The organism is Myroides oncorhynchi, assembly GCF_020905415.1.
Lineage (GTDB): Bacteria > Bacteroidota > Bacteroidia > Flavobacteriales > Flavobacteriaceae > Flavobacterium > Flavobacterium oncorhynchi_A.
The window spans coordinates 2,275,085-2,296,254 of record NZ_JAJJMP010000001.1 but is presented as its reverse complement, the minus strand read 5'-3'; the positions used below and the strand labels follow the sequence as shown (position 1 = coordinate 2,296,254).

The 21,170-nt window shown below is 34.1% G+C and carries 18 protein-coding genes and 1 riboswitch; of the genes, 12 read left to right on the top strand and 6 right to left on the bottom strand.

Annotated features, from left to right (window positions below):
- Window positions 1–5: 5 nt before the first annotated feature.
- Complete coding sequence (serC, locus tag LNQ81_RS10220; RefSeq protein ID WP_229946436.1) at window positions 6–1,073, bottom strand: 3-phosphoserine/phosphohydroxythreonine transaminase; 1,068 nt, start codon at window positions 1,071–1,073, stop codon at window positions 6–8.
- 145 nt (window positions 1,074–1,218) lie between these two features.
- A complete protein-coding gene (locus tag LNQ81_RS10215) occupies window positions 1,219–2,277 on the bottom strand; it encodes an acyl-CoA reductase (protein ID WP_229946428.1) in 1,059 nt (352 codons plus the stop codon).
- 74 nt (window positions 2,278–2,351) lie between these two features.
- Between LNQ81_RS10215 and LNQ81_RS10210 the strand changes: the two genes are divergently transcribed.
- Together LNQ81_RS10210 and LNQ81_RS10205 are read left to right on the top strand one after the other, a co-directional pair.
- Window positions 2,352–2,702, top strand: a complete 351-nt coding sequence (locus tag LNQ81_RS10210; RefSeq protein ID WP_038987937.1) for a 4Fe-4S binding protein — start codon at window positions 2,352–2,354, stop codon at window positions 2,700–2,702.
- A 229-nt stretch (window positions 2,703–2,931) separates the two neighbouring features.
- Window positions 2,932–3,153 carry a hypothetical protein gene (locus LNQ81_RS10205; protein ID WP_229946426.1) on the top strand — a complete coding sequence of 74 codons (222 nt, stop codon included), beginning with the start codon at window positions 2,932–2,934 and terminating at the stop codon, window positions 3,151–3,153.
- Between the two features lie 123 nt (window positions 3,154–3,276).
- Here the strand turns inward: LNQ81_RS10205 and LNQ81_RS10200 are convergent, their stop codons facing one another.
- Window positions 3,277–4,113, bottom strand: coding sequence for a hypothetical protein (locus LNQ81_RS10200; protein ID WP_229946424.1), 837 nt, complete (start codon window positions 4,111–4,113; stop codon window positions 3,277–3,279).
- 876 nt (window positions 4,114–4,989) lie between these two features.
- On the opposite strand from LNQ81_RS10200, the gene LNQ81_RS10195 reads away from it, so the two are divergent.
- Both LNQ81_RS10195 and LNQ81_RS10190 read left to right on the top strand, forming a co-directional pair.
- On the top strand, window positions 4,990–5,343 hold the full coding sequence (locus LNQ81_RS10195; protein WP_229944319.1) for an ISAon1 family transposase N-terminal region protein: 354 nt from the start codon (window positions 4,990–4,992) through the stop codon (window positions 5,341–5,343).
- Complete coding sequence (locus LNQ81_RS10190; RefSeq protein ID WP_472850265.1) at window positions 5,333–6,316, top strand: ISAon1 family transposase; 984 nt, start codon at window positions 5,333–5,335, stop codon at window positions 6,314–6,316. Before LNQ81_RS10195 ends, LNQ81_RS10190 begins: the two co-directional genes overlap by 11 nt.
- Before the next feature lie 345 nt (window positions 6,317–6,661).
- Here LNQ81_RS10190 and LNQ81_RS10185 read toward each other — a convergent pair whose 3' ends face one another.
- Both LNQ81_RS10185 and LNQ81_RS10180 read right to left on the bottom strand, forming a co-directional pair.
- Window positions 6,662–7,060, bottom strand: coding sequence for an acyl-CoA thioesterase (locus LNQ81_RS10185; RefSeq protein WP_229949281.1), 399 nt, complete (start codon window positions 7,058–7,060; stop codon window positions 6,662–6,664).
- A gap of 191 nt (window positions 7,061–7,251) precedes the next feature.
- A riboswitch (cobalamin riboswitch) is annotated at window positions 7,252–7,443 on the bottom strand.
- A 133-nt stretch (window positions 7,444–7,576) separates the two neighbouring features.
- Window positions 7,577–9,070 carry a hypothetical protein gene (locus tag LNQ81_RS10180; protein WP_229946422.1) on the bottom strand — a complete coding sequence of 498 codons (1,494 nt, stop codon included), beginning with the start codon at window positions 9,068–9,070 and terminating at the stop codon, window positions 7,577–7,579.
- 146 nt (window positions 9,071–9,216) lie between these two features.
- Here LNQ81_RS10180 and LNQ81_RS10175 point away from each other — a divergent pair, with 146 nt between their 5' ends.
- The 8 genes from LNQ81_RS10175 (at window position 9,217) to mgtE (ending at window position 19,781) form a co-directional block, all read left to right on the top strand.
- Window positions 9,217–10,392: a 2-isopropylmalate synthase gene (locus tag LNQ81_RS10175; RefSeq protein ID WP_229946421.1), complete on the top strand. Its 1,176-nt coding sequence runs from the start codon at window positions 9,217–9,219 to the stop codon at window positions 10,390–10,392.
- A gap of 11 nt (window positions 10,393–10,403) precedes the next feature.
- Window positions 10,404–11,807, top strand: a complete 1,404-nt coding sequence (leuC, locus tag LNQ81_RS10170; protein ID WP_229946419.1) for a 3-isopropylmalate dehydratase large subunit — start codon at window positions 10,404–10,406, stop codon at window positions 11,805–11,807.
- Complete coding sequence (gene leuD, locus LNQ81_RS10165) at window positions 11,791–12,378, top strand: 3-isopropylmalate dehydratase small subunit (RefSeq protein WP_229946414.1); 588 nt, start codon at window positions 11,791–11,793, stop codon at window positions 12,376–12,378. The genes leuC and leuD overlap by 17 nt, the downstream gene beginning before the upstream one ends.
- A 1-nt stretch (window position 12,379) precedes the next feature.
- Entirely contained in the window at window positions 12,380–13,498 is a 1,119-nt protein-coding gene (leuB, locus tag LNQ81_RS10160; RefSeq protein ID WP_229946412.1) for a 3-isopropylmalate dehydrogenase, read from the top strand.
- A 213-nt stretch (window positions 13,499–13,711) separates the two neighbouring features.
- The gene (rpmH, locus tag LNQ81_RS10155) at window positions 13,712–13,873 is read left to right on the top strand and encodes a 50S ribosomal protein L34 (RefSeq protein WP_006256972.1); all 162 of its coding nucleotides are present in this window, start codon (window positions 13,712–13,714) and stop codon (window positions 13,871–13,873) included.
- Window positions 13,874–14,020: 147 nt separating this feature from the next.
- Window positions 14,021–16,873: a carbamoyl-phosphate synthase large subunit gene (gene carB / locus LNQ81_RS10150; protein WP_229946405.1), complete on the top strand. Its 2,853-nt coding sequence runs from the start codon at window positions 14,021–14,023 to the stop codon at window positions 16,871–16,873.
- Between the two features lie 137 nt (window positions 16,874–17,010).
- Window positions 17,011–18,333: a DNA recombination protein RmuC gene (locus tag LNQ81_RS10145; RefSeq protein ID WP_229946403.1), complete on the top strand. Its 1,323-nt coding sequence runs from the start codon at window positions 17,011–17,013 to the stop codon at window positions 18,331–18,333.
- A gap of 134 nt (window positions 18,334–18,467) precedes the next feature.
- Window positions 18,468–19,781 (top strand): magnesium transporter, encoded by a 1,314-nt coding sequence (mgtE, locus tag LNQ81_RS10140; protein ID WP_229946402.1) that lies wholly within the window; start codon window positions 18,468–18,470, stop codon window positions 19,779–19,781.
- An 81-nt stretch (window positions 19,782–19,862) separates the two neighbouring features.
- On the opposite strand, the gene LNQ81_RS10135 is transcribed toward mgtE, so the two are convergent.
- Complete coding sequence (locus LNQ81_RS10135) at window positions 19,863–21,107, bottom strand: MFS transporter (protein WP_229946400.1); 1,245 nt, start codon at window positions 21,105–21,107, stop codon at window positions 19,863–19,865.
- Window positions 21,108–21,170: the final 63 nt, after the last annotated feature.

Genomic DNA, 21,170 nt, shown 5'->3' with positions numbered 1-21,170 from the left:
TCTTATTAAATCTTTGTTTTCATTGTGTGAAGTACTTCTACTAGCGCATCCACACTTTGTTGTTTTAAGGCATTATAAAGTGAGGCTCTATATCCACCAGCCACTCTATGCCCTTTTATATTTAAGATACTCGCCTCCTTACATAAGCTGTCGAATATCTCTTTCATACGTTCTTCTTTAAAATCAAAAGTGACATTCATCTTAGATCGGTACTCCACATCTGCTAATCCCACTACATAATCTAACGCATCAATAGCACTATATAAGGTGGTCGCCTTCTGATTATTTATCTTCTCTATAGCTTGTACGCCACCTAGATTACGTAACCATCTTAGATTTAATAAACAAGTATAAATACCAAAGACGTTAGCTGTATGATAGAGACTACCTTTATCTACATGCTCTGCATAATCCATCATTTGAGGAATGCTACGACCAGACTTGCCTAAAATATCATCTCTAACCAATACAACACTTAATCCCGCAGGACCTATGTTCTTCTGTGCTCCTGCATAAATCAAATCAATCTGCTCACAGTCATAAACTCTCGAGTAGATATCCGAACTCATATCACATACTATAGGACAGTCAGCCTGAGGTATATCATGCCACTGTGTACCATAAATTGTATTATTAGATGTATAGTGTACATAATCTAAACCTAAAGGTATTTCTATCTGCTGAGGAATATAACTATAGTTGCGATCCTCAGATGATGCTAATACATTAACCACTCCGAAAGCTGTAGCCTGAGCCATCGCCTTAGAAGACCAATTACCTGTGTTGATATACCCCGCTTTAGATTTCATCAGATTATAAGGTACACGTAAGAATTCCATACTTGCCCCTCCTTGTAAGAATAGAGCTGAATATCCCTTCCCCTCTAATCCCAACAGAGAAAGAGCCAAATGCTGTGCTTCTTCTAACACCGCTATAAACTCCTTACTGCGATGTGAGATAGACAATAGCGAAAGTCCACTCCCATTAAAATCCAAAACAGCTTCTGCTGCTCCTTTATAAACCTCATCTGGCAATAAACAAGGACCCGCACAGAAATTATGTACTTGAATCATCTTTTTATGTTTTTTCGTGATTTTGTTTTTTTGTGATGTTGTTTTTTTGTGATGTTGTTTTTTCGTGATGGGGTGATTCTGTAAACCATTAACTTTGACACACAACGTATTGTGTCTCTACTAACTGTAAACCGTTCACTGTAAACTATAACTCCAATAAAAACTTCATTGCATCTACATTATCAGCATAATCCCACAGTTGTGGTTCTTGTGTTTGACCGAATGCAATACTTCCCTCTACTAAGTTATTAGACACGATACACTGTATCTTATCTGCATCTTCAACTAAACGAGTTCTTACCTCATTAATGTCCGTATAATACTCATAAAAAATAGATGAGATCGGAGAAGCATATCCATTATCTTGCTTAACAGTCAAGAATCCATTATCTAAAATCTTAAACTCACTCATTAAAAATACAGCCTTATTATAATCATAATTATTAGCATAACGCTCATACATTATAACGTCTCTGTACTCATACATCCCCTGATAAAAACTGTCAAACACATACCCCTCAGGCACGAATATTTTAGAGACATTACGGCATCCTAATCCATAATAGGTAAATACATCTTTACCCAGTGCTACTAAGTCTTCATGACTCTCTGTACCGTCAAGTACAGCAACAGAATTTCTGCTTTTACGTATAATATTAGGAACATTATTAAAGTAGTAATCAAAATAACGAGCAGTATTATTACTACCTGTAGCGATTACAGCATCGAACCCCTCCATTTTCCCTTCTATAAACTCATAACGATCAGCAAAACCAGGTTCTACTGCTACTATATACTTTACTAAGAAAGGCAGTAACTTCTGATCATTAGAAGACATCTTTACTACAGCAATATTACCAGAAATTAAAACACTGATAAAATCGTGAAAACCTACTAAGGGAATATTACCTGCCAATATCAATCCAATGCGCTTATTTGGCTCAGTTGAAAAATCATATTTTGAAGTCCATTTATCTAAATTCTCAGGTGTCAACGCACTTGCCCAAGAGTTGATCGAGGCAACTACTTGCTCTAATGTGAACCATCCATTATAGTGTACTGAGCTGTGAATCAGTTCAGAAAATGTTGTGAAAAATTCATCATTATGACATACATCATTGTTTTTTACAAATTCATTTGTAGTAAATTGAGCTAAAAATTGACCTAACTTAACAAATGCATTTTTTTTAACATCTAAATTCATATTGACTTGTTTGTGAATTGTTTTGGGTGTAAATTTGCATACAAAGTTAATACATATAAAACAAAATATAAGCTATGGCAATCATTATAACAGACGAATGCATAAATTGTGGAGCTTGCGAACCTGAATGTCCGAATACAGCGATATATGAAGGGGCAGATGACTGGAGATATAAAGACGGTACAGCACTGACTGGTAAGGTAGTACTACCTGACGGAACAGAAGTAGATGCTGATGCTGCTCAAGAACCAGTTTCTGACGAATTCTATTTTATCGTACCTTCTAAATGTACGGAGTGTAAAGGATTTCACGAAGAACCGCAATGTGCTGCTGTATGCCCTGTAGATTGTTGTATTCCTGACGACAACCATGTCGAAAGTGAAGAAACACTTCTACAAAGACAAGCATTCTTACACAAGCATTAAGACACATACAAAGCTACTCTATATGAGTGGCTTTTTTTATCATAATACAACTCATATCTAAAATATTAAAACCTCAAGTATCATTAATATGCTACTTGAGGTTTTGTTTTTCTACCCCACAAAAAGTCCTTAGTTCACCATTTAGATTCACAAAATAATACTCTAAATTAAACACTTGTTTTCATAAATAGATTAACTTTAGAGCTAATTAACACAAAAACAATTAACTATGACTAAATCAAATTTATTCTGGACACTAGCTTTAGCGATGACTACTACTATGACCTTCGCAGGTGGACCATCTATCCAGCTATGGGGGGGAGGGCTAACTATTGGTTCTATTGTCGCTGTATATTTATCTTGGACAAGAAACCAATCCATATTATGGGCAATAATCCACTTCTTCTTAGGGTGGATATATGTAATCTATAATGTCTTAACTAAAAAATAAAAATAACTGATTATATCACTGCTCTGAATCTCTCGAATCAGAGCAGACTTTTTTACACTAGTTCTTTCAGAACATTTTTATTAAAAGACCTAGACACTAGTTATACTCTACAAAGTTTCTTATTTACTTCTTATTCACTTCTTTTTGAAAAGTAACAGGAACTATTAAATTGCAGTTATAGTAATTCCCCTTTATATCCTTATTAAAGTGAAACCCTTCTAACTTTTCATTATTCAAAACATACATTATAGCAGTTACTAGTTCTGTATACATATTATTTTCTAAACTATAATTTTTAGGAAAATCTAATGATAAGTTCCACTTTTGAGCTTTATAATCAGATTCTATATTTACTAAAATATAATTTGGTACAGGTCCATTTTTAGTATAAACAACTTTACTTATTTGTTCTTTTAATTTTTCAGATAAAGTTTTCATTTTTTCCTTTGGATAGTCAAATCTAGTATACAGTAGACATCCATCACTATTAATAATTTTTCTATCTTGATCAAAACACTTAACAACCTTTTTTTTATTTTTAGTTGTAATTTCTTCTACTAATCCATCTATCAAAAACTGCTTAGTAACAAGTATAGATCCTTTTTCTTTTTTATTATTATAAGTTCTAACTCTTTCCATATACAGAGTTTCTTCTTTAGTATCCAAATCTCTCTGATATACCTCAGATTTTAATTCGTACTTATTATCATCTAATACAGTACCAGTATAGATAACTCTATTCGTCCAAGAACGAGTAGAGTCTAACTCAAAACCACCATTGAAATAACGTATAAACGATGTATTCTCATTCTTTTTAAGGATACTCTTAATATTATCTGTTCCTAAAAATTTCATTCTGCTCTGCCTAAGAGCACTACCACCAGGTGTCATCTGACCATACCCTAAGGTAGAAAGAGTTACGATGACTACTAATAGTGTTGACTTAAATAATGCTTTCATTTAGTTATCTTTTAAATATTTATTGATAGTAACCTCAAAGCTACCTACTCCTCTTATTAAATCCCAGACATTATATGTCAAAACAAACAAGGCTTTGATACAATCTCAGTAAACACTAAAAGGACAATAATTGGTCAATAAAAGGATACTCCTTCAAATAATAACCTCTTTTCCCCACTATATGCGGCTTATTCTCCACCAAGTGTCGAAGGAATTACAAATAAACCCAGAATCAGCATTAGCCAAATACTACAAAGTAATTCTACTTTATAGTTCTTTTATTAGCTCTATAACCATACTATAGTATGCTGAAATCACTAATTCAGACCTATCTTGTATAATTGCTTTTCGTTTATCTGTCTATTGCTGATTCTGGGATAAACTAGTATTTATAAGGCTTCAAGAGTATATCAATAAACTATTCATTGTTTACAAAAAACAAATAAAACAATACAAATCAATACATTAAAATAAAAGCACTCATAAAAAATGACATCTTTTTTTCAGAAACGAGCTCATTATAGGTCTTTAAAGAGCTTCATATCTAAAAAAAAGAAGTAAAACTTAAAAAAAACTTTATAAAGGATTATATTTTATGTATGTCCGTTTGATGTAATAAGAGGGTATAATGTTGTAATTATCCCATTAAACTAGATAATACCAATTTTTACAATTACTGTATATTAACTAGTTACTTGTTTACATGATCAGTTCCTTTAACCTATAAATTATCAGTATGACACTAAACGGAGATACATTTTATATTTTAATCAAAAAGTAAAAAAGAATTTAGTGTTTTTAAGATTATACCGGATCAATCTCAAAAGTTGTGTGTGAATTAAAAACTACAGATCTTTGTAATGATAAATAATAAACGTGGAAAACTATATTGAGTTTATAAAAATGATTTTACCTGAGTTTTTAGTAGAACATTTTGATTTAGTAAAAACGATAAAACAAGGTGAAACAATGCACCTATATTTTGAAGAATTTAATAGAGTCCCAGATGAAGCGAAAGACCGTATTCTTATAGGTCATGGGTTTCATAATGAAACCACAATACAAGACTTTCCATTACGAGGAAATAGTGTTTATCTTCATGTCAAGCGACGTCGTTGGTTAGATAAAACTACTCGCGAATTAGTACAGAGAGATTGGAATCTAGTAGCAAAAGGCACTCGTTTAACTGATGAGTTTGCCTCTTTTTTAAAAGAAATTAATAGATACTAAGGCAAGTGATTGTCATACAATAGGAGGTTTCTTTAATATTGATGGTAAAAAACTACAACGCCAATACAAAGATTCACTAAGTGATTTTCAAGCTTGGGAACATAAAGAACACGCTAAAGACTATCTTCTTTTTCCTGAAAACATAGGACCTAAACTATCAATAGACGAAACAGCTTTGTCAAAAGGTGAGCTCTATACAATTATTACAAACAAGTATAGTAGAGGAAAGAAAGGGAGTATAGTAGCCATTTTTTCTGGCACTAAAGTAGAGCCTATTATAGAAAAGCTCCTTACAATCTCCTCTAAGACAAGATCTAAAGTTAAGGAGATAACACTTGATATGGCAAATTCTATGAAAAAAATTGTTACGAAGTGCTTTGTTAATGCCACACAAGTAACAGATCGTTTTCATGTACAGAAACTAGTAAATGAAGCATTACAAGATATTAGAATACAAGAACGTTGGAATGCTTCAGATATTGAAAACAACTTAATCCTACAAGCTAAAAAAGAAGGTAAACAATTTATTCCAATAGAGTTTGATAATGGAGATACAGCTAAGCAACTACTTATAAGGAGTAGATATCTACTAACTATGGATCCAAGTAAATGGACCACTAATCAAATACAAAGAGCAGATATATTATTTAATCAATATCCTTTGATTAAACAAGCTTATAATGTAGCGCAACACTTAAGAATAATATATAACACAACCACAGTAAAAGAAGTAGCTTATACTAAACTGGCTCATTGGTACAATGATGTTATGAAGATTAATTTAAAACAATTCGGCACTGTTATCAATACAATGCAAATCAATTATAAAACAATTCTTAACTATTTTGATAATAGAAGTACTAATGCCTCTGCTGAATCTTTTAATGCCAAAATTAAAGCATTCAGAGCTCAGTTTAGAGGTGTAAGAGATATTGATTTCTTTTTATACAGATTGACTAAGCTTTATGCATAAACACAACTTTTGAGATTGATCCATTATACCTCTTATAAAAGATTAAATCATTGAGTTAGATCTCTATAATGAGGCCAATGTTTAGACCTCAAAGACTTGATTAAATCCAGAATCAACATTAGCCAAATACTACAAAGCAATTCTATCATTAGCTCTACAATCATACTATAGTATGATTGTAGAGCTAATTCAGACCTATTTTGTATAATTACTTTTTGCTATTTTTTCTATTGCATGTTCTAGGTTAAAACAGGCGTAAAAAAATGGGGATAGACACTAACCTGTCTATCCCCCTACCAAAAACTAAAAAATGTAAGATGCTTACAAAATTTACTTGTATAAAACCTAATCTAATATAGATATCGGTTTGAAATTATCATCTAATGCGACGAGGGTGAATACACCTGTCACTACCTTTATGCGTTCCTCTTCCTTCATCTTCTCTCTATACACATTAACGCGGATACGAATACTCGTATTACCGATAGACTCTACCTCTCCTACCATCTCAACTAATGAGCCTGCTGGTATGGGTTGTCTAAAATCTATTTTATCACTGCTAACGATCACAAAGCTCTTACGGCAGAAACGTGTTGCAGTCATAAAAGCAGTCTCAGTCATCATCATGATTACTCGACCTCCGAACATCGTGTTATGGTGATTAGTAGTATCTGGAAATACTACTTTAAACACACTGGTCACAGCTTTTAATTTGCGCTCTTCTATATCTGCTTCTAATAACATCATTATGCTTGTTAGTCCTACAGTATTGTAACAATAATATAGACCTGATAATAACTTATCTGTGTGCTATTCGATAAAATGGTTTGGATTAAAATGAAAAGATACAATGTGCTTATCCTAGATACAACTTATAGGATGAATGAATTAACACATTCCAACTTGACATGAAGCTCTAAACCGCGAAAGCATAGTCTATAAAACAGAATAAGGCAGGTCTCCTGACTTGTAACAGCTTTTATCGTCCTTCCCATTATCTTAAATCATAACAGTGGATCACTAGGATAAAAACTAGCATGTTACTTACAGTTGCGCGACAGTTCGTGATTCTCACACGATTCCCTTTTCATATACAACTAAGTATAACCTATTCTCTGGAATTAATACTGTATTATTACTCTAATACAGAGGCGAAGATAGTAATTCTTTTGATACAAGCAAGCCTTTTTTAACAAACAAAGCCACAACAACTTCACAGTATGCGTGGCTTTCTATTTTACTTAATGTGATATTACCTTATTAACTTAGTTTCCTTTTAGCCCAATTTAGCACATCGATATACAGAATACTACGGATATAAAACTTATTGTCATACAGCAGTTCCATCTTTTCGACAAACTCCTTTAAGACAACAACTTGCTCTTTAGATGACGATCCTAAAAGTCCCTCAAATAACTTCATAAAAGTGTCGTGTATCTCAGTCTTGTTTTTCATCTTTTTCATCAAGTTTCTATTCGCTTTGATAAAGTCTTCATAGTGTTGATCTTGTCCTGATTCGAATTGTGCCATTAACGATAAAATACGGGTGTGAAACAGCAAATCTTCCTGTACCGTATAGTCAGTATTCGCTAAAATACGTGCTGTATAGGCTAAGGAATCTTCATATTTCTTATACCCAAAGTACAATGAAGCTACTTTAAAATATAGAATATGAAAGTGGTGCTCATCTATCATATTACTATATTCATTGATCCCTCGTTGCAGTTGTTTTACAAAGATTGTACTTCCACTATATGTCTGCTGTATAAATTCGATATTCAGTTTGTTGCTAAACTGCAATAAGAATGCCTGTGAATTAATATTCTCTGATTGTGGGAAGTTCTCGCTTGTCAATTGTTCTTCTAGTCTATTGTTCCAATAAATATATTTGTCTACCGACTTAAATAGTAGCAGTATTTTAAATAGATACGAATTTCCCTTAAGGTACCATATTGGGTGACTTAATATCATCTTTGGGTGGTCGTAAAATAACGCTACCCATAACTTAGCATATTTATAAGCATTGCGATAATCTTGTATCAAGAAACACAACCATACATGCGCTTTAAAGTACCACAGCTTCTCTCTAAAATTTAGCAACTCAATATTAATATCTAATAATTGATCACTAAACCTGGCGATTAGTTCTTGTTTTTCATCCTCACTCTTTGCATATCCAGAAGTAAGCATCTCATTATAATACTTTAGCGATAAGTTAGATAACTTCGTTGCATAATAATTCTGAATGATAAGCTCATTAGATTGGGCAATCAGTTCATCCGCACGACCAGTGATACTACGTGTGATATACTGAGATTCGATAACTTTCTCTAACTCTATAATTTCTAAAGCAAGGCTCTTCTCTTCTACGTCTAATGCGATTTGTTTTGCCTTATCTAATATTTTTAATCCCTGTTTATGTAGTCCTTTTTGATATAGAATAGTAGCGAAATCAAGTTGTTCACGTATTTGTATTCTGACATTTTTTCTACTAGGATTCATACGCAGACTCACTAAGATAGCCTTGTATAGATTTGCTTTTAAATTAGATAATTGCTGTTTGCTTGTGATTTTTTGTTTGAGAATATACTGCTCGTCATACTCCTCCATTTTATCCATAGCATTAAATAACGAGATGAATTTAGCATCCGCATTGTTCTGCAATCTGTTTACATATAATGTGAATTGACGTTTCTCTGACCTTGTCAGTGATTTTATCAATACAAATAACCAGTCTTTCCCCCAATTTGACATTGTAACAAAAAATACTTTAAATAATTATAAAACAACAACTTATATTACAAAAACCACATTTTAACATTGTAGTTTTTAACTTTTTTTTAAAGATAGTGAAAAGCTTTTATACACTTTTGTTTAAAGTTATTTAAAACACTAAAAATATGAAAACTGAAAAAATTGAGATTTTTGACACCACATTAAGAGACGGAGAACAAGTACCTGGTTGTAAGTTAGATAAAAAACAAAAACTAGAGATTGCTTACCAACTCGATGAGTTAGGAGTCGATGTTATCGAGGCAGGCTTTCCTATTTCTAGTCCAGGTGACTTTGAAGCTGTACAAGCCATCAGTAAAATAGTAAAGAATGCTAAGATATGTGCCCTAACACGTGCCAATACTAAAGATATCGATTCAGCTGTAAAAGCATTAGAATACGCTCATAAGCCTAGAATACATACAGGTATAGGTACTTCTGATTCGCATATTAAATACAAGTTTAACTCTACACAAGAGGAAATAATAGGTAGAGCCAGTGAAGCTGTAGCCTATGCAAAAAAATATGTCCAGGATATAGAATTCTATGCGGAGGATGCAGGAAGGACAGATAATCCTTATCTAGCTAAGGTTTGTGAAGCAGTAATACAAGCAGGGGCTACTGTTATCAATATCCCTGATACAACAGGGTACTGCTTACCTACTGACTATGGTAACAAAATTAAATATCTAAAAGAACACGTCAAGGGAATAGAGAATGTAATCTTATCATGTCACTGTCACAATGATTTAGGAATGGCAACAGCCAATTCTATAGCAGGTATTATGAATGGAGCTAGACAAATAGAGTGTACGATCAATGGTATCGGCGAGCGAGCGGGTAATACAGCACTAGAAGAGGTGGTAATGATCTTAAAACAACATAAGAATTTAGGTTTCCATACAGATGTCAATAGCACTATGTTAAACACATTAAGTCAATTGACCTCTAACACAATGGGAATGGTCGTGCAGCCAAATAAAGCTATTGTAGGGGCTAATGCATTTGCTCACAGTTCGGGTATACATCAGGATGGAGTGATTAAACGCCGTGATACCTATGAGATTATCGATCCTAAAGAGGTAGGTGTGGATGCCTCATCTATCATTCTTACAGCGCGAAGTGGTAGATCTGCATTAGCTTATAGATTTAAAAACATTGGATTTGATGTGACTAAAATAGAATTAGACACACTATATGAATACTTCTTAGGAGTAGCTGATACTAAGAAAGAAGTAACTGAGGTAGACTTACATGCTATTATGACTATGTACACTCAAAACCAAATGATTAAACACGCTTAAACCAACAACTAATGACTAATAAACCAAAAACATTATTTGACAAAGTATGGGACGCTCACGTAGTAGAGAGTATAGAGAATGGCCCAGATATATTATATATAGACAAACATCTAATTCATGAGGTAACAAGTCCACAGGCATTTGACGAACTTAAGAAAAGAGGTATCTCTGTTTTTAGACCAAAACAAATAGTAGCTACTGTAGATCACAATGTACCAACTCTAAATCAAGAACAACCTATAAAAGATCCGCTATCAAAACAACAAGTAGATCAATTAGCAATAAACTGTAAGGAAAATACTATTACCTATTATGACCTAGGACATGAATATCAGGGGATAGTACACATTATAGCACCAGAGTTAGGTATTACTCAACCGGGGATGAGTATGGTCTGTGGAGATAGCCATACATCCACACATGGTGCCTTTGGTACAATTGCTTTTGGAATTGGAACAAGTCAAGTAGCCCAAGTATTCGCTAGTCAGTGTACCTTAATGAATAAGCCTAAGACAATGCGCATCACTGTTGAAGGCAAACTAAATAGTCATGTTCAACCAAAAGATGTTATCCTGTATATCATTTCTAAAGTAGGAACGGATGCAGGTACAGGATATTTCTGTGAATATGCAGGTAATGTATTTGAACAGATGACTATGGAAGGCAGAATGACTGTCTGCAATATGAGTATAGAGATGGGGGCACGTGGAGGAATGATTGCTCCTGACCAAACTACATTTGACTATGTAAAAGGAAAGCCCTTCGCTCCTACAGGAGAACAATGGGATAAAAAAGTAGCATATTGGCAGACCTTACCTACAGATAAAAAAGCGAAGTTCGACTGTGAATATCACTTTAAAGCTGAAGATATAAAACCAATGATCACCTATGGAACTAATCCTAGTATGGGGATAAACATTGATACATTTATTCCTCTAAACAAAACCGAGTCAGAAGAAAAGGCACTTAGTTATATGGGATTATTACCAGGTCAGGCTATAGATACCATACCTGTAAAACACGTTTTTATAGGTAGTTGTACCAATGCTAGAATAGAAGATTTTAGAGTGGCAGCATCATATATTAAAGGAAAGAGAATATCTCAAGACATCAATGCCTTAATAGTTCCAGGTTCACAACAAGTGGTGGCTCAAATAAAAGAAGAAGGCTTAGATGCTGTATTCCAAGAAGCGGGATTTGTGATTAGACAGCCCGGATGCTCTGCTTGTCTTGCGATGAATGAGGATAAGATCCCATCAGGAGAATTTTGTGTATCTACTTCGAACAGAAACTTCGAAGGTAGACAAGGACAAGGATCTCGTACATTATTAGCAAGCCCTCTAACAGCTGCGATAGTAGCGATAGAAGGCAAAATTACTTACTCTAAAATGAATGAATATGCAAGCGTTAACTAAGATAACATCAACAGCAACTCCTCTAGCAATAGAGAATATAGATACAGATCAGATTATCCCTGCTAGATTCTTAAAGAGTATTAACAGAGAGGGCTTCGGAGATAATCTGTTTAGAGATTGGCGATCTAATAATGACGGTAGTCCTAAACTAGATTTCCCACTTAACAACCCTAAGTACTCAGGTGAAATATTAATCGCTGGAAATAACTTTGGTTGTGGAAGTAGTAGAGAACACGCTGCGTGGGCGTTGTCTGATTATGGCTTTAAAGTTATCGTAAGTAGTTTCTTCGCTGATATCTTTAAAAGCAATGCACTAAATAATGGCGTATTGCCTGTTATGGTCAGCAAAGAATACCTCGCTTACCTATTTAATGAAATAGAGAATAACCCTAAAACACAGATAACTGTAGATGTAGAACACCAATCTATAGTAATAAATAATAGAGAAGAACACTTCGAATTAGACCCATATAAAAAGATTTGTTTGCTTAATGGATATGATGATATCGACTATTTAATTGCTAAAAAAGAGGCTATCACAGCCTTTGAGTTAACCACTAATACCTACTAATATGATGAACAAATACGATATCGCTGTATTACCAGGAGATGGTATAGGCCCAGAAGTAATCAATGAAACTATTAAAGTGCTTAATGCAGCTGCTCAGACGTATGTCTTCCAGTTACAATATCACGAAGCATTAGTAGGTGCAATAGCTATCGATCAAACGAATAACCCACTACCCGCAGATACCTTATCGAAGTGCAAAGCTTCTGATGCAGTCTTATTTGGTGCTATCGGAGATCCTAAATATGATAATGACCCTACTGCTAAAATACGTCCTGAACAAGGATTATTAGCACTTAGAAAAGCCTTAGGATTATATGCTAACGTACGTCCTGTGAAGGCTTACAAGAAGTTAATCGATAAGAGTCCTTTAAAAGAGAGCATTATTCAAGGCACTGATATGGTTATTTACAGAGAGTTAATCAGTGGTATTTACTTTGGTGAAAAGAGTACAGCTACTGATGGAAAATCAGCTACTGATATCTGTACTTATCATCAAGAGGAAATCGAAAACATTACTCGTAGAGCCTTTAAAGCAGCTACGCAGAGACGTAATAAAGTTACTCTAATCGACAAAGCTAATGTGTTAGAAACGTCAAGATTATGGAGAAAAGTAGTAAAGGAGATTGCAGCTGAATTTCCACAAGTAGAACTAGACTTTATGTTTGTAGACAATGCTGCTATGCAATTAATACTTAATCCAAAACAGTTTGACGTCATCTTGACAGAAAATATGTTTGGCGATATTATTTCTGATGAAGCAAGTGTAATCGGAGGGTCTATCGGCTTATTACCTTCTGCCTCTATTGGTGATGAGCATGCTTTATTTGAACCGATCCACGGTTCTTATCCACAAGCTAAAGGACAAGGTATTGCTAATCCTATTGCTTCGATTTTAAGTGGAGCGATGATGTTGGAGCACTTGGGGGAACACGATGCCGCAGAAGCTATTCAGGACGCTGTATTACATTGTATTAATGCAGGGGTACTAACCACAGATTTAGATCCATCTTCTAAATTCAAGACGATTGATATAGGAGATTATATTAGTAATCATATTCATTATAGAACAGGATATAGATATCAAGACACTATCCCATATAATAAAACAACAATTATTTAATAATTTTAAAACAGTCTAATCTTAGGTTTTATCAGTATCTTAGCGCTCTAACTTGATTAAAATGTAGAGATCTTTTCAATGTTATAAAATATTTTTCAAAAACGTTTTGTAAGAGTTAAAAGACTTTTATATATTTGCACTCGGTTTTTAAGCAACAGCTAATTCAAAGAAACCAGTTAGATTAGTAAAATTTAAGATTTAAAGATAAAAGCAATGAGCAAAAGAACATTTCAACCATCGAACAGAAAAAGAAGAAACAAACATGGTTTCATGGATAGAATGTCTACTCCTAACGGTAGAAAAGTATTAGCTGCTAGAAGAGCTAAAGGAAGACATAAATTGACTGTTTCTTGTGAAACAAGACATAAAAAATAATGTTTGATTCAAACATAAATAAAGGTGTTACTATTATTTGTAACGCCTTTTTTTATACCTTAACATAATCAAACCAATCTATTACACGCAACAATACTAAACTTACTTCATTCACAACGAAGTATTTAACATAACAACACAATTAAAATGCCCAAAGACACTTCAATCAAAACAGTATTAATAATTGGTTCAGGACCAATTATTATTGGACAAGCCTGCGAATTCGATTATTCAGGTTCACAATCAGCAAGATCATTAAGAGAAGAAGGAATTAAAGTTATTTTAATTAACTCCAACCCTGCTACAATTATGACTGACCCATCAATGGCAGATCATATTTACTTAAAACCATTAACTGCAAGATCTATCATCGAGATTCTTGTAGCACATCCTGAAATTGACGCTGTACTTCCTACTATGGGAGGACAAACAGCCCTAAACTTATGTTTAGAATGTGATGAAAAAGGTATATGGGCAGACTTTGGAGTACACCTAATCGGTGTTGACATCAACGCTATTAACATCACTGAAGACCGTGAGCAGTTCAAACAACTTTTAGAAAGAATAGATGTACCTGCAGCACCTGCAAAAACAGCTACTTCATTCTTAGAAGGAAAAGAAATTGCACAAGAATTCGGTTTTCCATTAGTTATTCGTCCTTCATTTACACTTGGAGGTACTGGAGCAGCTTTCGTACACAAAGAAGAAGACTTCGACGATTTATTAACGTATGGACTAGAAGCCTCTCCTATCCACGAAGTTTTAATTGACAAAGCTTTATTGGGATGGAAAGAATACGAATTAGAATTATTACGCGACAAAAATGATAACGTAGTAATCATCTGTACTATCGAAAATATGGACCCTATGGGTATTCACACTGGAGATAGTATCACAGTAGCTCCTGCTATGACATTATCAGATAGAACATTCCAAAGAATGCGAGATCTATCTATCAAAATGATGCGTAGCATCGGTAACTTCGCTGGAGGATGTAACGTACAGTTCGCTGTATCACCTGACGAAAAAGAAGATATCGTAGCTATTGAGATCAACCCTCGTGTATCTCGTTCTTCTGCATTAGCTTCTAAAGCTACAGGATACCCTATCGCTAAAATTGCTACTAAACTTGCATTAGGATACACATTAGATGAGTTACAAAACCAAATTACTAAATCTACATCTGCTTTATTCGAGCCGACTTTAGACTATGTAATCGTAAAAATACCACGTTGGAACTTTGATAAGTTTGAAGGAGCTGATAGAACATTAGGCCTTCAAATGAAATCTGTAGGAGAAGTAATGGGTATCGGGCGCTCATTCCAAGAAGCGTTACATAAAGCAACGCAATCATTAGAGATTAAACGAAATGGTCTAGGAGCTGATGGTAAAGGATACACTAACTACGATCAGATAATCGATAAACTTACTCACGCAAGCTGGGACAGAGTTTTCGTTATCTATGATGCGATACAACACGGTATTCCATTAAGTAGAATACACGAAATCACTAAAATAGATATGTGGTTCTTAAAACAATATGAAGAACTATATACACTAGAAAAAGAGATTTCTAAATATACACTTGAGACTTTACCTAAAGATTTAATGCTTGAAGCAAAACAAAAAGGTTTTGCAGATAGACAAATCGCTCACATGTTAAATACACTTGAGAGTAAAGTACATGACTTACGTGATACAATGAATATCAACCGTGTGTTTAAATTAGTAGATACATGTGCTGCAGAATTCCCTGCTAAAACACCTTACTACTACTCTACTTTCGAAGCTGAAATTCAGAGACCTGACGGAACGCGTTATGTGTCTAACGAAAGTATCGTAACAGATAAGAAGAAAGTAGTGGTATTAGGATCAGGACCTAACCGTATCGGTCAAGGGATTGAGTTTGACTACTCTTGTGTGCACGGAGTATTAGCAGCAGAAGAATGCGGATACGAAACGATAATGATTAACTGTAACCCAGAGACAGTATCAACTGACTTTGATACAGCAAATAAATTATACTTCGAACCAGTATTCTGGGAGCACATCTATGACATTATCAGACACGAGAAACCAGAAGGTGTAATCGTACAGTTAGGTGGTCAGACTGCTCTTAAATTAGCTGAAAAACTTGAGAAAAATGGTATCAAAATATTAGGTACTAGTTTTGATGCATTAGACTTAGCGGAAGATAGAGGTCGTTTCTCTGAACTATTAGAGCAATTAAACATCCCATTCCCACAGTTTGGTGTTGCTAAAACAGCAGAACAAGCAAACAAATTAGCAGATCAATTAGACTTCCCTCTATTAGTAAGACCTTCTTATGTATTAGGAGGACAAGGAATGAAGATTGTTATCAATAAAAAGGAATTAGAAGATCACGTAATCGAATTACTAAACTCTATTCCTGGTAACTCATTATTACTTGACCACTATTTAGCAGGAGCTATAGAAGCTGAAGCGGACGCTATCTGTGATGGAGAGAATGTACACATTATTGGTATTATGGAGCATATAGAGCCTTGTGGAGTTCACTCTGGTGATAGTCACGCTATGTTACCTCCATTTAACTTAGGTGAGTACGTGTTAAACCAAATTAAAGACCACACAAGAAAAATTGCTGTAGCTTTAAAAACAGTTGGTTTGATCAACATTCAGTTTGCTATCAAAGATGATATCGTATACATCATCGAAGCTAACCCTAGAGCATCTAGAACAGTTCCGTTCATCGCTAAAGCGTATGGAGAGCCTTATGTAAACTACGCTACAAAAGTAATGTTAGGTCACAATAAGGTAACTGACTTTGAATTTAATCCACAATTAAACGGATACGCTATCAAAACACCTGTATTCTCATTCAACAAGTTCAAAAATGTAAATAAAGCATTAGGACCTGAAATGAAATCTACAGGAGAAAGCATCTTGTTTATCGAAAACTTAAGAGACGATCAATTCTATGAAATCTATTCTCGTAGAAAAATGTACTTGAGTAGATAATATAAATTACAATATCATAGAGAGGTTAACTTAATTGTTAACCTCTCTCTTTTTTTGCTATAAACCATCGCAATTCTATTAGCATATATAACTACTTAATTTAGTACTTTTGATCGTTAAACTTTAGTAAACAAATTATGTCTCAAGAACTATTAATTGCACTATTAGCTATCTTAATTATCATCGCATTTTTTATTGGTAAATCTGGCAAAAAAGAAACTACCTCATCTAATGATCTAATTAGACTAGAAGCAGATAATGACTATAAAAGCAAACAAATAGAACAATTAAAGACTGAAAAGAAAACTATAGAAGAAAGTCTAGAGATTATTCGATTAGACAATCAAGAACTAATTGCACGCATATCTATACGCGATACAGAATACCTCAATCTTCAAGAGCGATTAGAGTCACAACAATTAGAAACAGCTAACTTACAAGAGAAGTTCACAAAAGAGTTTGAGAACCTTGCTAATCGAATATTAGAAGAGAAGAGTGATAAGTTTACCAAACAGAACAAAGCTAGCTTAGAGACTCTCCTAAACCCTCTACAAGAGAAGATACTTCATTTCGAACAAAAAGTAGAACAAACACATAAAGAAAGTATTGACCATCACGCATCATTACGTCAACAGATATTCGGTTTACAACAACTCAACCAAAAGATGAGTCAAGAAACACTTAACCTTACTAAAGCTCTAAAAGGAGATAATAAAATGCAAGGGAATTGGGGAGAGATGATCTTAGAGAGCGTACTAGAAAAATCTGGTCTAGAGAAAGGACGTGAATACGAAACACAGCAAAGTTATACTTCTGATACAGGAAATAGATTACAGCCCGATGTAGTTATTTATCTACCTGACAACAGACATATGGTAGTTGACTCAAAAGTATCCTTAGTTGCTTATGAACAATATGTCAACTCAATAGATACTGAAGAGCAAAAACGTTGCTTACAAGAACATTTATACTCATTGAAAAGACATATCGATGGGCTGTCTGAGAAGAATTACTTTGAACTATACAAAGGTACTAGTCCAGACTTTGTACTGTTGTTCATTCCTATTGAGACTGCCTTCTCTATCGCTATTAATACCGATAATACCTTATACACAAAAGCATTCGAAAAGAACATTGTGATAGTCACTCCTTCTACCCTATTAGCTACTCTTCGTACTATAGAATCAATGTGGAGTCAGCGTAAGCAACAAGAAAATGCTTATGAAATAGCAAAACAAGCAGGTTTATTATATGATAAATTTGTTGGTTTAGTAACCGATTTACAAAAAGTAGGTAAAAGAATAGAAGAAACTAGAAACGAATACGATAGTGCCTTCAATAAACTTAGTGAAGGAAAAGGAAACTTAATTACCTCTGTACAAAAACTAAAAGACATGGGAGCAAAAGCAAAGAAAACCTTAGATTCACAAATTATAGATAATGCTATAGATAAGCACTAGTTTAAATACAGAAAATATTGATAGAAGTTTATTTTATTAAAAAATCATTAGAAATTTTAAAGTACACCAAGTAAAGATTACCTTTGCTTTGTTTTAAAAAAACTTTGTACTAACACCTTAATATACTTCAATCTATGACTTTTAAAGATATGCACCCAGCAGATATTGCTGAAGCTATTACAGAGATGAAAAGAACTGAAAGAAACCTTGCATTTCTAAAGCTTTCACCTGACTTAAAAGTTGAAGTATTCTCCTTTTTAGACATTAATATTCAAGAGGAAATAGTACGCAGTATGACTCAAGAAGATTATGCTGATGTATTAAACAACCTTGAACCTGATGACCGTACGGAGCTTTTAGAAGATTTTCCTGATGAGCTAATCAAATATTCTATCAACCTACTTAACGATAAAGAGAAACAAATAGCATTAAACTTAATAGGTTATAAAGAAGATAGTATTGCTAGGCTAATGACTCCTTTATATATCCAAACCAAAGCTAACAGAACAGTTAGACAGGTTTTAGACCATATAAAAGTCTATGGAAAGAAAGCTGAAACATTAAATTACATCTATGTAGTAGATGACCACAATAAGCTAATCGATGACCTAAAATTAGGAGAACTAGTATTAGCTGATGAGAATACATTAATCTCAGATTTAATAGACAATACCTTTGTCTCTATCACCAGCACAACTAAGACAGAAAATGCTTTTGATATATTCGAAAAATATGATCGCTCTGCATTGCCTATTATCACAGAAAGTGGTGTACTAGTAGGTATTGTGACCTTCGATGACATCTTAGACGCTATTAAAGATAGAGATACTGAAGATATCCAGAAGTTCGGAGGGATGGAAGAGTTAGACCTATCATATACTCAGACCCCCTTATTCGAACTAGTTCGCAAAAGAGCAGGTTGGTTAATTATTCTATTCTTAGGAGAAATGCTAACAGCTTCTGCGATGGGACACTTCGAAGGAGAAATAGAAAAGGCAGTAGTATTAGCTCTATTTGTTCCTTTAATTATCTCAAGTGGTGGTAACTCAGGATCACAGGCAGCGTCACTTATCATCCGTGCAATGGCACTAGGTGAATTAAAAATAAGCGATTGGTGGTATGTAATGCGCAAAGAATTGGCTTCAGGGGTAATGCTTGGAGGTATTCTTGGTGTTATCGGTTTTATACGAATCTTTATCTGGCAAGAAGCCAATATATATGATTATGGAGAGCACTGGGTATATGTAGGATTGAGCGTTTCTGTATCCTTACTTTTAATTGTATTATGGGGAACCTTATCTGGATCATTAATCCCATTTGTCTTGAGAAAATTTGGTATGGATCCCGCTACAGCATCAGCACCATTTGTAGCTACTTTAGTAGACGTTTCTGGATTGATTATCTACTTTTCAATTGCAGCAATGTTCTTATCTGGAAAGATATTATAACAACAATATAAAATAAGAAAGGGCGTAGTATCACAGTACTTACGCCCTTTGATATATTAAAGAAAGACTTTATTATTAATATTACTCCTCTTCTCTAAACTTAATTTTCTTCATATTAGGTAAGAAAGCAGCTATGATACCAATTAATGGAAGGTAAGCACAGATTACATAGATATGTTCTATTGATGTATGATCTGCCCACCAACCTAATACAGCAGAACCTAATCCTCCCATACCAAAGGCAAAACCATAGAATAGACCAGATACCATACCTATCTTTCGAGGTAATAACTCTTGCGCATATACTAATATAGAAGGAAATGCAGATGATAAAATTAGTCCTATAATTACGATTAGTATTCCTGTCCACTCTAACGACGCATAAGGTAGCATTAGTGTAAAAGGAGCCACTCCTAATACTGAGAACCAGATAATGTACTTACGTCCTACTTTATCTCCAAAGAAACCTCCTATCAACGTTCCTGCAGCCACAGCTAATAAGAAATAGAACAAATGTACTTGTGCCTGTACTTCACTTAGTCCAAACTTCTGCATTGTATAAAATTGGAAATAACTAGAAATACTAGCTACATAGAAATATTTAGAGAAAATGAGCAACAACAATACAGCAATAGATATCCATACTCTCAGCTTAGACAGCTCAGGTATACGAATAGCTTTTTTGGTCTTTCCTACTTGATTTTTTAAAACGTCTTTATACCATCCCCCAATAAAAGCATATATAAATTGGGCTACAATTCCGACCACTAAAAACCACAATAGATGTTGTTGTCCTTTAGGTAATACTATCCACGCAACTAATAAAGGAGCTAATGCCGTTCCAGTATTTCCTCCTATTTGAAAGATGGACTGAGCCAGACTTCGTTTACCACCTGATGCTACATAAGAGACTCTAGATGACTCTGGATGAAAGATAGATGATCCTATACCTATTAATACCACTGCGCAGAGTACCATCGCATAACTAGGCGCATAACTTAATAAGATAACTCCAAACATAGAGCATAGCATTCCTATCATTTGAGAATAAGGTTTAGGGTGCTTATCTGTATAGGTACCTACTAAAGGTTGAAGCAAAGAAGAAGAAACTTGATAACAGAAAGTAATCATTCCTATTTGCGCAAAAGTCAAATTATAATTAGTCTTAAGCAACGGATAAACCGCTGGAACTATTGCTTGTAGAAAATCATTACATAAGTGTCCAAAACTAATTGCAAGCAGTATTGGATAGACTGTTTTTTGATTTACTGTTAGTTCATTGATTTTGTTTACTAATGTTTTGGGTGCAAAAATTTTAGTATTCATTACATCGTTTTTCGTTAAGCCCAAATATACTAGGTTGTATATATACTGTCCTAACCATTCAAA